Origin of the sequence: Paenibacillus nasutitermitis (genome assembly GCF_014641075.1) — a bacterium.
GTDB lineage: Bacteria > Bacillota > Bacilli > Paenibacillales > Paenibacillaceae > Paenibacillus_Z > Paenibacillus_Z nasutitermitis.
The window spans coordinates 2,289,500-2,302,997 of the sequence record NZ_BMHP01000001.1 but is presented as its reverse complement, the minus strand read 5'-3'; the positions used below and the strand labels follow the sequence as shown (position 1 = coordinate 2,302,997).

The 13,498-nt window shown below is 44.1% G+C and carries 11 protein-coding genes; 3 read left to right on the top strand and 8 right to left on the bottom strand.

The genetic code is table 11. The features are described 5' to 3' along the window. Positions 1-210 precede the first annotated feature (210 nt). Complete coding sequence (locus tag IEY46_RS09840; protein WP_188991429.1) at positions 211-2,055, top strand: cache domain-containing sensor histidine kinase; 1,845 nt, start codon at positions 211-213, stop codon at positions 2,053-2,055. Continuing rightward, on the top strand, positions 2,052-3,656 hold the full coding sequence (locus tag IEY46_RS09835; protein ID WP_188991427.1) for a response regulator transcription factor: 1,605 nt from the start codon (positions 2,052-2,054) through the stop codon (positions 3,654-3,656). Before IEY46_RS09840 ends, IEY46_RS09835 begins: the two co-directional genes overlap by 4 nt. Before the next feature lie 402 nt (positions 3,657-4,058). Here IEY46_RS09835 and IEY46_RS09830 read toward each other — a convergent pair whose 3' ends face one another. The 3 genes from IEY46_RS09830 to IEY46_RS09820 all read right to left on the bottom strand — a co-directional run bounded on the left by IEY46_RS09830 (position 4,059) and on the right by IEY46_RS09820 (position 6,893). Then, positions 4,059-4,820: a class I SAM-dependent methyltransferase gene (locus IEY46_RS09830; protein ID WP_188991425.1), complete on the bottom strand. Its 762-nt coding sequence runs from the start codon at positions 4,818-4,820 to the stop codon at positions 4,059-4,061. Between the two features lie 389 nt (positions 4,821-5,209). Next, entirely contained in the window at positions 5,210-5,962 is a 753-nt protein-coding gene (locus IEY46_RS09825; protein ID WP_188991423.1) for a DUF899 domain-containing protein, read from the bottom strand. A gap of 361 nt (positions 5,963-6,323) precedes the next feature. Continuing rightward, positions 6,324-6,893 (bottom strand): dihydrofolate reductase family protein, encoded by a 570-nt coding sequence (locus IEY46_RS09820; RefSeq protein ID WP_188991421.1) that lies wholly within the window; start codon positions 6,891-6,893, stop codon positions 6,324-6,326. 456 nt (positions 6,894-7,349) lie between these two features. Here IEY46_RS09820 and IEY46_RS36315 point away from each other — a divergent pair, with 456 nt between their 5' ends. Next, positions 7,350-7,619, top strand: coding sequence for a tyrosine-type recombinase/integrase (locus tag IEY46_RS36315; RefSeq protein WP_229750177.1), 270 nt, complete (start codon positions 7,350-7,352; stop codon positions 7,617-7,619). A gap of 203 nt (positions 7,620-7,822) precedes the next feature. Here IEY46_RS36315 and IEY46_RS09810 read toward each other — a convergent pair whose 3' ends face one another. The 5 genes from IEY46_RS09810 to IEY46_RS09785 form a co-directional block, all read right to left on the bottom strand. Continuing rightward, entirely contained in the window at positions 7,823-8,500 is a 678-nt protein-coding gene (locus tag IEY46_RS09810) for a TetR/AcrR family transcriptional regulator (protein WP_188991419.1), read from the bottom strand. 85 nt (positions 8,501-8,585) lie between these two features. Further along, entirely contained in the window at positions 8,586-9,605 is a 1,020-nt protein-coding gene (locus tag IEY46_RS09805) for a glycoside hydrolase family 113 protein (protein ID WP_188991417.1), read from the bottom strand. Between the two features lie 40 nt (positions 9,606-9,645). Then, on the bottom strand, positions 9,646-10,761 hold the full coding sequence (locus IEY46_RS09800) for an NADH-dependent flavin oxidoreductase (RefSeq protein ID WP_188991415.1): 1,116 nt from the start codon (positions 10,759-10,761) through the stop codon (positions 9,646-9,648). Positions 10,762-11,578: 817 nt separating this feature from the next. Further along, positions 11,579-11,995: a VOC family protein gene (locus IEY46_RS09790; protein ID WP_188991413.1), complete on the bottom strand. Its 417-nt coding sequence runs from the start codon at positions 11,993-11,995 to the stop codon at positions 11,579-11,581. Between the two features lie 327 nt (positions 11,996-12,322). After that, positions 12,323-12,793: a GNAT family N-acetyltransferase gene (locus IEY46_RS09785; RefSeq protein WP_188991411.1), complete on the bottom strand. Its 471-nt coding sequence runs from the start codon at positions 12,791-12,793 to the stop codon at positions 12,323-12,325. Positions 12,794-13,498 lie beyond the last annotated feature (705 nt).

The window sequence follows — 13,498 nt, the reverse complement described above, 5'->3', positions numbered from 1 at the left end:
TACTCAACTATAAGGTCATCAGCGAGAAGCGAGAAGTGATCAAAATTCAATAAAAGGTACACTTTTTTATGCAGCTATGTGAAGCCTGACCGCTACTACAATCACTTGAAGTACTTACCAAAAGACGCTTTCCTATTTGCTCATATTGCTAAGTTGCGAATTCTGATGGTAAAGTAAATTAGTCTACCGACCGCGATAAGGAGATAGGAGTTGATAACGTTCATCAAGCTCATTCGTAAAAGCGTTAAAAGCAAGCTTTTTATTATATACGTCGCTGTTATAACCTTGCCGATTATCCTATTTGGCGGTATCTCGTACACCATGTCCACATCGAGTTTGGAGAGAGACTATAGCAATTATCAAGGGCGGTTAAACCTGCAGATCGTCAAAACCATGGAAGAGAATATTATGAATTTGACGCGCCAATCCATGGCGGTATATTCAAACCTGAGCGATATCATTCATGTGCTGGCCAGCCCCGGCGAAAGCATGAGCACTGAATATTTGTCCACTTATAGCAGAGTGTCCAACTATTTAAACAGCCTGCTTCAAAGCAATGAAAACCTGTACGCGATAACACTTCTATCCACAGACGGAAGCGTCCTCTATTATTCCAGCAAACAAGGCAATGCGATTAATCTTTACAATGTTAAAGATGAACCGTGGTTCACGGAAACCATGAGTCTTAAAGGAATGCCCCTTACCATGGAACCGCATCGCAATAAATTCATTGATGCAGGCTCACCTAACAATAAATCCGTCATTTCCATCTCGCGCTCGATTATTAATCTGCAAACAAGCCAGCCGATGGGAATTATCGTTTTCGATCAGGAAATATCCCAATTTTCCAACATCGTTTCCACCATCGAGTGGGAAAATAATCAACACTTCATGGTTGTAGGGAAAAGCGGCGCGGTCATTTATTCGGATGCCGCGCTTTCTCCGGCTTATTACGAAAAATTAATCAAACATGCGCAAACGAATATTTCCGGGTCATTCAAGCCCAAAATCGCGGACCATAAATGGCTTGTCAATTTCAGCGGTTCCGAAAAATATCAATGGAAGGTGATCTCCGCTATTCCCTTGTCAGAGTTGAAGAAAAAGAACTTATTTTTGCGCAATATCAATTTGGTTTTATTGATTGTCCTTATTCTTTTCGCTTTCGTTCTTTCCTTATACTTTTCGTATATCGTCACGATCCCGTTGAAGAAGCTCCTCTTCTCCTTGAGGGAGCTGTCAAAAGGGGATTTCAGTACACGGGTTGCCGTCAAGGGAGAGGATGAGCTTAGCCAGATCGGTGTTACCTTTAACGCGATGGTCCAGAACATCGAGAATCTGATTCAGCAAAACTACCAGATCCGCCTATTAAAAAAACAAGCCGAGTTGGATGCGCTCCAAAGCCAGATCAATCCGCATTTTTTATTCAACACGCTGACTTCGATTTTATCCGTCATAGACAAGCGGGATTTCGCCAAGTCCGCTACCATGATCAAAAGCCTTTCCGCCATGTTCAGATATAGCCTGAACAAGGGAAAATACATCGTCTCCTTCTCGGAAGAGCTTGAGCATGTCAAAAAGTATATATATATTCAAGGATGCCGATTTTCCGACAGGTACCAAGTGAGCTATGATATCGACGATGACGTTCTGTCGTACGGCATCGTTCGGTTATCCCTTCAACCCTTGATCGAAAACGCCTTTATTCATGGCCTGGACCCAAAAGAAGGAAAAGGAACGCTTAAAATAACCGCGAAATCCTCCAAGGATATGTTCTTCATCTATATTGTCGATAATGGCGTAGGGATAGAAAGGGACAAACTGCTTCTTATTAATCAATCCTTGGAATGGAACGGAGATTTCACGACAAATCTTTATTCCGAACATATGGGGATCTTCAATGTGAACGCCAGAATCAAACTGACTTACGGGGCCCAGTATGGATTAAAGCTGTACATGAACAATCGCTCGGAGACGGTCGTCAAAATTACACTGCCTGCCGAAACGCTGGACAAGCCGAATTATGCACTGACAACGCCGGAAGGAGAACGCTTATGAAAATACTTGTCGTAGACGATGAAAACCTTGTCAGAGATTCCGTGATTCAAAGCTTGGAGAGCTTAGGCTTCAGCGACATTGAGGAAGCCGTGGATGGCATTGAAGCTTTGCATCAAATCGAGCGCCATCGCCCCGATCTTATTATTGCCGACATTCGAATGCCGAGAATGGACGGTATCGAGTTGCTGGCGAAGTTAAAGCAAATGAACGACGAAACCTTCTTCGTATTGTTAAGCGGCTACGACTTGTTCGAATACGTTCAAACCGCGCTGGATCTCGGCGCCCTTTCATACTTGTTGAAGCCCGTCTCTGCCCGGCAGCTCGAGGTCGTGATTCATAAGTTGAAAAAGAAGTTGAATCAGCAAAGTCGCTTTCACGAATCCAACTTGCTCATGAAGATTAAGATGAACCAAGGCATCTCATCGATGAGGCGCCACTTTATCGAAGAACTCGTAACCCAAAAATCGAACTCGGAAAACTACTTGCGACATCAGTTTCATGAGTTGGAAATCAGCTTCGTACACCGCTCGTTTTGCGTTCTCAGCATCAGTCTGGATCGATACATCGTATTAGTCGAACGCTTTTCGCCGAATGAAATCTCCTTGATCAAATATGGCATTGAAAATATTGCCGGTGAAATATTCATGAACCGTGGCTTCTTCTCGTTTGCATTTGATTTAGAGGATGGGCTCGGTTTGCTTGTCAACTTTCCCGACGAAGACCCGAATGCGGATATGTCTCCAATCATGAAGCCTTGCATCGAAATAAAAGATAGCATCTTGAAGTTTTTGCAGCATGAAGTGACGATTGGAATCGGCACGACGACGACCGATTTCTTCAACCTGATCCATTCGTACGAAACATCAAAAAGAGCACTGTCGCAACGTCTGATCAGGGGCGGAAATTGCGTAATTCCCTTCGAAAATCCCGACGTTCGACGCGAGAAATTCAAGGTGCTCAGCTTTCAAATTGAGCAAGAAATGCTCTCGGCTTTTGAAAAATGCGAACAAGAAGCGGCCATGAATATTGTCAAGGAACTGTATACCCCGTTTTTCTCGCTTGATTTCGTGGACAGGGCCAGCTTGTTGAAACTGAATTTCCAGATTATTTTATTGATCCATAAAATACTTGAACGGTTGGATGTTGCGCCTATGGCGTTATTAGGCGATGAGCTCACGCTTTATGAAGAAGTCAATCAGCGTACCTATATTGATGAAATTATCGGATGGTTCCACGAAACGTTAAAGATCAGCTTCGAGGCGTTACAACAAGCCAGAGAAAAGGGGAATAAACGGATCGTCGAAAAGGCACGCAGATATATCCATGAAAACTACGCCAAAGAACTATCCTTGGAGTCCGTAGCCGAACACATCCACCTAACGCCGACATACTTCAGCAGCATATTCAAGAAGGAAATGAACGGAAACTTCGTAGACTACGTGAGCAATTATCGAATCGAAAAAGCAAAAGAATTGCTTCGGGCGGGCATACACAACGTAAACGTGACCGCTGCAATGGTAGGCTTCAACAATGTGAAGTATTTCTATAAGGTTTTCAAAAAAAGAACGGGCTACACGCCAAGCGAGTATAAGGATATTTAACGGAAATAAATAAAAAAGCACACTATTTATTGAATTTTGGGCACTTCAAGTTCATTGTGGGGGCTGATATAGTTAAATTATAAAAATCCAGAGAGGTTGACTCGCGACCATTACCCGACTCCTTCCTAGCGTTATTGTTATACTCATCAAGCTTGACTTGTCCCTTAAGGACCGTCAATGATGTCAATCTTTTGCAACTACAGGTGTCGATCGCTGTTAACGACGGAACTACATTGGGGGAGCATTATGCGCCCGTTTGTTTAAAAAAGTAAGCGTCAAATAGCCCTCACCTTGATCGGAAAAGGACTGTTTTACGATGTGTTGTTACAAATGAAACGTTTCGTCCCGATATTCGCTCACCATGCTGAAAAAGGAGCCTTCCGCTTAGAAGGCCCCCACTTTCTAAATTGATCGTGCTTTGATGAAAAAGCGATGTTGTGTTACATCAAAATAACCATGTTCTTGGATGGTTTGATGAATTTTATATAGCTGCACTAGATATTCCTCAGTTTCAAAGCCCGGAACTTGCCACGGTGTTGCGTTTAAGAAGTAAATCAAGCTGCCTACATCATAAAATCTTTGAATCGGGAATTCTTCCTTACTTGATTGAACCTCAAAGCCTCCCGCCCTAGCTTGCCTTATTGCCGTTTCTAAGTTCCAATGTTTGTATTCGTCATTTAGCGGAACTTCAAATGTTTCATTTATTTCACGACAATCGAGCTCACCTGATTGTAGAGTAAGAAATATCCCATCTTCTGTCATAACTCTTCTTACTTCTTCTGAAGAATAGGCTTCATGCCTGTTCAAGACCAGGTCGAATTGGTTGTCTTCAAACGGGAGTTTTAAATCTTCCCCAACCTGTACAACTTCTACACCTAATGGTTCCAATCTTTCTCTGGCTACTGGAACATTAGGAAAGTATCCTTCAGTAGCGAACACTCGTTTAGGAAGAGGCTTTAACATTGATAGGAACTCACCACCTCCGGTTCCCATATCCAACATAGAGGTAGCATGCTGAACCATAGATACTGCCATACTGCCATAGGACCAAGTGAGCAATTGACTTGCCATTCGACCAGTCCCTGTAATATAGGAGAAATCCCATCCTGAAAAGTCTTGATTTGCATTTGCTATGATATCTAAAAATTGTCTATCTCTTTTCATCTTTATTACCTCCGATTATTAACAGTATTTGTTATGCGCAACAACATTCAACTGTAAATATGGGAGGGCCTCTTATCCATAAATAAAGGAGTTACTTCTCATGTTCTAAAAATCTCAACTAAATAGCACCCCCAAAAGAAAATGACTTGAGTTTCTGATATCCGCCCTTGGGGGCAAGTATGATCAATCCCTACGGCCCTTTAGAGATAAGAGATAAGAGATAAGTATCAAACAGCCCCACCTCGTCATCAAATTGAGATTATGTCTAATTCAGATTTAAACATGAACGATTAGGTTGTCTTCATTTTCTCTTGGAGATCCGTTGGGTTAAAGGTGGGTTAGGTTTGACGCTTACTTAAAAAACAACACTAGAATTTTCCACTCGCTTTTCAATCCAAGAAGTTGGGATTTGCACCATGCATGGCATCTGCACGACCCTTCGGTTCCTCCCATTCTTCCTGTCGACCAAGCGCAGTTAAATCAAGGAAATAGTACGAGCCCCCAAGCATCTCGGCGCCACGGGCATACATGGAGTATGTGTGAAAGACTTTGTCCCCATCACGTAGAAAACAGCTATGACCGGGCTGTTCCCCCTCTGTGAAATAGGTCATTCCTGCCTGTTCATGTTCTGCCTTGGTACGGTAGTTGTACTCGATGGGAGCAACGGACTCATCCAGTGTAACGTGGTGGTCATAATTAAAGTCGCTGCCATATGAGGAATACCAAGGGAAATTCCAACCCTTAAGTGACTTGTACGCTTCAATTTTGTTCAGCGGTGCACGGGAGACAGTAACGAACGTCGTATCACGAGCGTGCAAGTGCTTTAGAAGGCCGTCAGATACTTCGTCAGCCGCTGCAGAACAACTTTGGCATCCCCTGTCCCAGTTTGGATCAAACATAAAATGGCGAATGAAGAGCTGGTGGCGTCCTTCGAACAGGTCAAGCAGACTGGCCTTGCCGTCCGATCCATCGAAAACGTAATCCTTATCAATCTCGACCATCGGCAGTCGGCGGCGTTCGGCATTCAGCGCATCTCGTGCACGGGTGAGTTCCTTCTCCTTTTTGAGCAGCTCTTTGCGAGCAACAAGCCACTCATCTCGGGACACAATGTTTGGTAATTGCGTATTATTTTCAGTTTTCATGTGATCTACTCCTTTTGATTTTTTTTAAGCCTATCACATAAACCTTATTTAAAATTCCTTTGCCTTTCGATGTGGTGACATTTACTTTTTCCAATCTCAATTATCTATTTGGGGCGTTTAATGTTATCTCCAGCTTTTCTCCTGTTCCACACGGAACGTACGAGTTTCCCAGTATTCCGCGTTACTTCTAACTGAATTTACTAGATCATAAGTTCCTCGTTACTCCTGGATTTGGGATATTAGATCTGTTCCAGACCACTTTTTTTGCGTTACTTAGAAATGTCGGCCCAGTACATAAAAAAACATCACTAATTATTGGAAATGGTTTTTTTGGTTTATTAATTCTTATTGTACGGCACGGCTATTTCTCCAACTCATAGCGGGCCGCGATAATGCCCGACTTGAGCGTTCGGCTGGACAGCAGCTTGAGCCTGATTTTCTCACCGTCGCCGTGGAATACCGATTTTCCACCGCCAAGGATGACCGGGCAAATCGTCAGCATGAATTCGTCGATCAGGCCAAGCTCAAGCAGCGTTTTCGCCGCCCCCGGACTGCCGAAGATAACGAGATTTTTGCCTGGCTGCTCCTTGAGCGCCTTGATTTCCTCTGCGATATTGTCCTTGATCAGTATCGTATTATTCCATTCCGCCTTGTCCATCGAGCCGGAAATGACGATCTTCTTAACATCCTGCACCCATTTGGCATGCTCCATATCGTGCGTAGACGCATTCGGATTGTCCAGCACCGTGGGCCAGTAGCTCTCCATCATCCGATACGTCGTGCGTCCGTATACGGGAGAGCCGACTTCGGCTACAACCTCCTCGGCGTATTTCTCTAATTCCTCGTTGTACGGAATCCAATCCAGTCCTCCATTCGAATCCGACGCATACCCATCCAGCGACACATGCATGAACAATACGAGTTTTCTCATTTTTGTTTCTCCTCCGATTTCGAATATATTTGCTCGATTTTTTGGCAGTAGGCCCGTGTTCGTCCTGTTCTTACGTTCACTATAAATCATTACGTTACGTAAGGTTCAAGTGAAAATCTGGATTTTCTTCGAAAACAACAATATTGTGCAAATCTCCTGTTAGCTTAGTCGTTAAGATCTCCACTTTCCTGCAGTCCGTCGGGAATGAGATAAGGTTCTTGTCATTGGATTTTCACAAGAACCTTATCCCTTAAAACAAAAAAACCGCGATTTACGCGGCCTTTAATGAGATCATGTTCTTGTCACCCGACATGTATTGCCCTGTTCTAAAGAAAATTTTTAAAATCGATAATTACTGGGGAACCCGAAAGACCGTTAATTCTCTCGAGCGTTTGCTCTGGCAACAAACTATTGGAGATTCGAATTACGAAGGGAAAAGGCGGACGGTCACGCAGAGTGCCGTTCCAACAAACCTGCGGGAAAATCATTCGCAAATATTTGGATGTAAGAGGCGATTTGGAGACGGATGCCTTATTCGTCAACATGGACAACGAACAAATCAGTACACGAGCCTTGCAAGACAAAATGCAGGCCTATGTTAACGCAGCGGGCATTACCGGTGTCAGAGTCTCCCCACATGAGTTCCGGCATAAATGGCCCAATTTAATATTTTTAACGGCGGAGATCCGTTTACGCTTAGATGTATTCTCGGCCATGCTTCATTGAAAATGGTCGATTATTATGTGGAGTTGTTCAGCAGCGATATCAAGCAGCAGCATAAGAAATTTAGTCCCGTGGAAAATATGAAACGCAATTTTATAACTCAATAGGGAGGGGCTCTTTAAGACACCCCCTTCCTCTTTAACAGACCGAATGCTTTGAGGCGTCTACTTTTTTGAAAAGCACAACGCCCCTTGTTATACACATCCCTAGATGTTTCTACAATTCAGCATCCGCATGATGATGTCTGTATAAGGATAATGTTGTTCATATTCTTCTGGCTTGTCGAGTGCAAGCGTAGTTAAGCCTTGGATAGATTGGAAGATCATCAAGGCCAATTTGTGAGGCGGATCTGGAGCAAACTCTCCGTTTTTTTGGCCCTCAACAATCAATTGCAATACAATCTCATGTATGGTCTGCATTCGTTTCATCATCAGTTCTTGCAAATCCTTGGCTTTCGAATCATCGCTTTTGAGATTTTTGAAAATCCTCTGCATGATTTCAAGTTCGTTGCCGGACGACGATGTTTCCTTCGCAGCCTGTACAGTAATTCCGAATCGTTTAATTTGATCCTGCCTGAATTTGAGCATGCTGGAGATAAGCACTTCCAGACGCTGCGCAGCCGTATCCCCGGATTGCATGAGTTGCTGGAATATATCCAAATCAGATTGAATAGTTTGACCTAACAGTTCACAAAAAATAGCTTCTTTGTTCGCGAAGTAATGATAAATCAATCCTGGACTTACGCTAGCAGCAGAGGCAATATCTAAGATGGTAGTTGACCAGCCTTTGCGGGCAAAGATGTCTTTCGCCGCTTCCAGGATGCTTATACGCTGTGCCTCTCTTATGCGTTTATTTTCTTCTTCTTTCCGTGGAATTGTTACCACCCCAATAATGATTAATTTGTTTATTCAACTATAAAATCATTATTATACCACCACAATGCTTTGTCAATCTCAAGCGAAGATGCGATCAACCGCGATAGTAGTCAGCGAGGGTGGTAAATGCCAGCTTGGGTTCCCAAGGCATATCGGAATACGTGTATCCCATACGGTCTTCAAATACCTTCACAATCCCGAAGCTGGCCATATCTAAGTCTTCTTGTGGGTCACTGCGGTGTGGCAGATGATAATAAGCAAAAGAGCATACAAACGTATAGTCGACCCCTTCCCTGTTGTAAATGTCCAGCAATTCACGAATGTACGCGGCTTGTTCAGCCTCGTCACGGATATAGTTACCGTTGAGTCTGAGCGGTTTGCCTGCATCGTCCCATACAATGATCTTGTCGCCGCGTCCCCCTAGGTCAGCCGCGCCACGGTAGGTGGTGCACCCGAATTCGGTTATGGCTACGGGTTTTCCTACAGCCAGCAAAGCTCGCGTGCCGGTGATAATTTGGTCGGCAACTTCGACCGACCTGTACCCTCCATCTGTCGAGACGATGTCAAAGAGCGACCAATCCACCCCTTCAAAAGGAAGCGAGGCATAGCTGAGCTTTCCGCCGAATTTTTCCCGGACAAGCACAACGACTTTGCTTAAAAATTCATTAATCTGCAAGGGAATTGTAGTCAATACCTCGCGAAGCCTCTCTGGAGCGGCAAACAAGGATAGTCTATCTTGAAGTGTTTCACCGGGCAGAAACCCGACAGTAAAAAGGCTAATCTCAGATCCGGTGAGAAATACGACCTCCGCTCCCAGTTTGCGTATCCGCTCGGCACGCTCGGCACAATCGACGATAAAGTCGAATTGCTCGTCAATGGTCAAACCGCATGTGAATGGGCAAAACCACACTTCCAATCCGGCATTGGCTGCTGATCTGGCCGCCATTTCCAAACGATCCGCATCACCGCCAGTGATACGGACCGCATTGCAGTGCAGGTCTTCCCGGATAATGCGCATCTCACGCTCGACGATTGTGGCATTAAAGCTTTCACGGGTAATGGTGCCCGACTCATTAATAAATCCTGTCTCATACGTAATCCCTTTTCCTCGCATTGAAATTTCCTCCTTGGTATGTAAATTTCTCATCGTTAACTCATGCTTCCGTTTCGACCGGGAACCATCCGGGGACACGCATAATCATTCCCCACAACGAATCGGGTATCTCCAATTGGAGTTGATCCGTCTTAGCTAGCTTTGTTTTGATGTCGTCTTCGCGCCCTTGTGCTATTTTCTTCAGCCATTCAGGGTCTATAATAAGTTCTCGCCCCAAAGCAATCAGAGGGACCCCCGCTTGTAATGCCTGGGCGGCATTTTCAGCTGTACGAATCGATCCGACCCCGATAATGGGAAGATTGCCGACGTGTTCTTTAATGATTTCAAGGTACGGTCGAGTGTCGACATTAGCACGCTGAGAACCCGACCAAATGTCATTTTGCGCAACATGGAGGTAATCCATCTTCTTCAACGCAAGAGCTTGGACGAGCGCCAACGTGTCATCCAGCGTAATGCCCGGCGTCTCGGCTTCTTCCGGTGTTATCCGATAACCAACAATAAATGATTGTTTGGCATGCAGTTGGACGACACGCTTAACTTCATCTACCACTTCTAGAGGGAGTCTCATTCGTTCTTTCCTTGATCCTCCCCATTGGTCATCACGCCTATTAGCATGGGGCGAATAGAACTGTTGAATGAGAAATCCGTTGGCGCCGTGGATTTCCACTCCGTCAAAACCCGCTTCAATCGCTCGTCTTGTCGCCTCGCCGAAAGCACGGATAATGTCAGGGATTTCTTCAGCGGTCAACTCACGCGGGACAACAGCACCTTCTTTAGATTCGGGGACGGAGCTCGGACCCACAATATCATCCATAAACGGCGGACATTTGCGGCCGCCATGAGCGATTTGCAATACAGCTTTTGTGCCTACGCTCTGGATCGCAGAAGCGAGATTACGCAAACTCGGGATCAACTCGTCTCGGTCGGCCGCTGCTGATCCCGGAAAGCCTCCGTTTGCCATAACCGCTGCCGAACCCGTTATAAGCATACCGATCCCTCTTGCGCGTCGTACATAATATTTGATTTCTACTTCTGAAACAGAGCCGTCCAAATGTGACGCCGTATGAGTCATTGGCGCCATCACAATTCTGTTTTTTAGTTGAACTCCACTCGGCAGATCAACAGGTTCGAACAACGGTAGAAACTCATCCTTCAATTGAATCCCTTCATTTCCTTAAGATTTAGGAGCACCAAATTTCCCTGCAATATCCCAGTATTTTTGATTGAATAATTTATTCAATGTAAATATTATGTCACCACTTCTTCACCTTGTCAAATCCCCAATCCTTGTCTGGATCGTTGCGGACGCGAAACTCCTTTCTCCTGAAGAAACGGATGTCTATGGCACCCATACCTTATTATCAAACAACTGATGGTTTTAACGGCAATATTCAATTTCGATTGTGCTACCGTTAACACATCCAGTTAGTTAACAAATAAGTTGCCGCGGTTAAGGAGGTTTGTTGTCATAAGTCGGCTAAGGACGTAAGTTCTTGTAACTCGACACATACACCTTATAGCTCGATTTTCGTTCTGTTTTTTTATAAGTTCCCCTATCTTGCTTTTTCTTTGAATACTGTACTCCGGTACCGCCAACGGAAAGGCCAAGCGATGTCAAACCCTCTTCAATTGCCGGATTTATCATTCATGTTTGTGTACGTTCTCTAGTTGCATAATTTTTTGGCTCAACCTTAAAATCAGTGCTTGACGGCTAAGTCCCCATGCGATGCCGATTGCACTCCAGTAGGATACCGAGACATTACTTTCGTCGATCAAGGGAATGAGACGAAGGTCATTGAAACGTTCGACGCGGATAGCTCCAACCCCGCCGAGCTCCAGCAAGCAGGCTGGCAAGCGATTATGGACAATTTCAAAGCCTATACCGAACAAAACTAATCATCGCGAAGAAGACGCCGGGGAAGGCCCGGCGTCTACCCTTGTTAATCCAAGTATGAGTGCGCTCTCCGTTATCCTTAACCTTGAGCTGCATCCGTGTTCATGTAGTTGATTGCCCACATATGGCCGTCCAAGTCCTCGAAGGCCCAATGATACATGAATCCATAATCCTCAGGTTCTTCGTACGATTTTCCGCCCAAGAAGACCGCAGTATTCACGATTTCATCCACCTTTTCTCGGCTCTCGAAGGCCAATTCGATCGTCATTTGCGCATACTTTTCCGTATTAACGGTTTCCTTCTGCGTGAGCGACTTTAAAAGTTCTTTGGTGAGCAGCATGACCTGCAGGTTGTCGCAGATCACAATGGCTACCGACTTCTCATTCTCGGGGAATTGCGGGTTGAGCTCGAATCCGAGCCCGGTGAAGAACGCCTTCGATTGTTCTACGTTGTTTACAGGCAGATTGAAGCTCGTGAATGTGGACATTAATGCCATTTTTAAACACCTCATCGTCAAATTGTTTTGTTGTCATTGATGCCCAGCAAAGGTTTTGAGACTTATTTTCAGAGCGTCCTCCTGGAGGATGGGATTATAAAGGGCGATGACCCGTTGCGTACTCCCATCGTACCGAGGCGCTCGTTTTTTTGCAATTTAGCTGAAAACCCATCGATTTGGGGGTTTAGTATCGCAGCAGTATTTAATCTACTCTGAAGTTCTTCAATGCCTAACTCCTTGTTCTTAGAACGTTGGGCTAGATCTTCAAAATGATGAGTACTAATTACACTCTCCCCCTCTATTCAAGTCTGCATCTAACGTTGCCTGTTAGTTCAACTCCTTTGCCATTCGCCATGTTATATAGTTTTGTTTCTCCTCCTTTAACTTTTTTAATCCATGTTTTTCGTAAAATTTAACAGCCACATGATTTGAAGGAGAGACTCTTAAATGGTATTCTCTTACATGATGATTACGGAAAAAGTTTTCAGCATATTCCAATAGCCGATCTCCATAGCCTTTGCCGCGATACCCAGGCATTAGATAAAACAAATTCACATATCCGATATCCGTCTCTTCGTAATTTAGAATTTGAAGTTCAATTTGCCCAATGGTTATATCATTATATTCGACAAGAACCAATCCCTCAGGGAAGCGATTCACCCTATCCCTAATTCGTATTACATATTCTTCTTCGTCCCCAAAGCCTTCATCGCTTCCGTAGCTCACAACGTACGAATCTTTACGAAAAGCCACAATAGTATCCCTATCCCTTTTAATATCAATCGTTCTGAAAATCAATAATATCCCCCCAACAAATTTATAATTTTTCTAAGCCCATGATTTTATCAATATTTTAACAAAGATAATAGTATTGCCCTCTTTAATTAAAGCCGGATAACCAGACAGTTCGTAATAAAACTTCAATCCATCCTGTAACCCTTTTCGGCACTAAGAACTTTGTGTTGGATTCTCCGGTGAGTTTAAACCTCCTATAATAATGCAAACTGTTACTATCGCACCAAATAACATCATAATAAAACTCGAACCAAATATTTTGGGAGTTGTAGATGCTAAGCGATCCCTGCACTAAATACAGCTACACAAACCAATCCAATCATGCTTTTATAAACTTTTTCACAAACAGCCATTGATAACCTATTGACGGTAATGGAAGTAAATGCTTTTCGCTTCCTTATAAAAAAACAGAGCAACTTCCGTCAGCAATTGCCCTTTGACCCGTTAAGCTATCGGTCCTCGTTAGTTCAATCAACTTTGTTCTGGCAGTCCACCTTCAATCTTTGTTCTGACTTGTTCTCGGTCCAGTTCATCATAGCCGTCGACCGTTATTTCATTGGAGGCTAGGAGAGTTGGTTTCCCCATTCAAATCCCATCTCATCGGCATTCCGTTATTATTTTCCGTTATGTGTCGGTAGAGCCCTCTGTCTCCCGTTGTTGGTCAGCTATTATCCGAGCATTATGTTTTTTTATATTATCCCTCTTCTG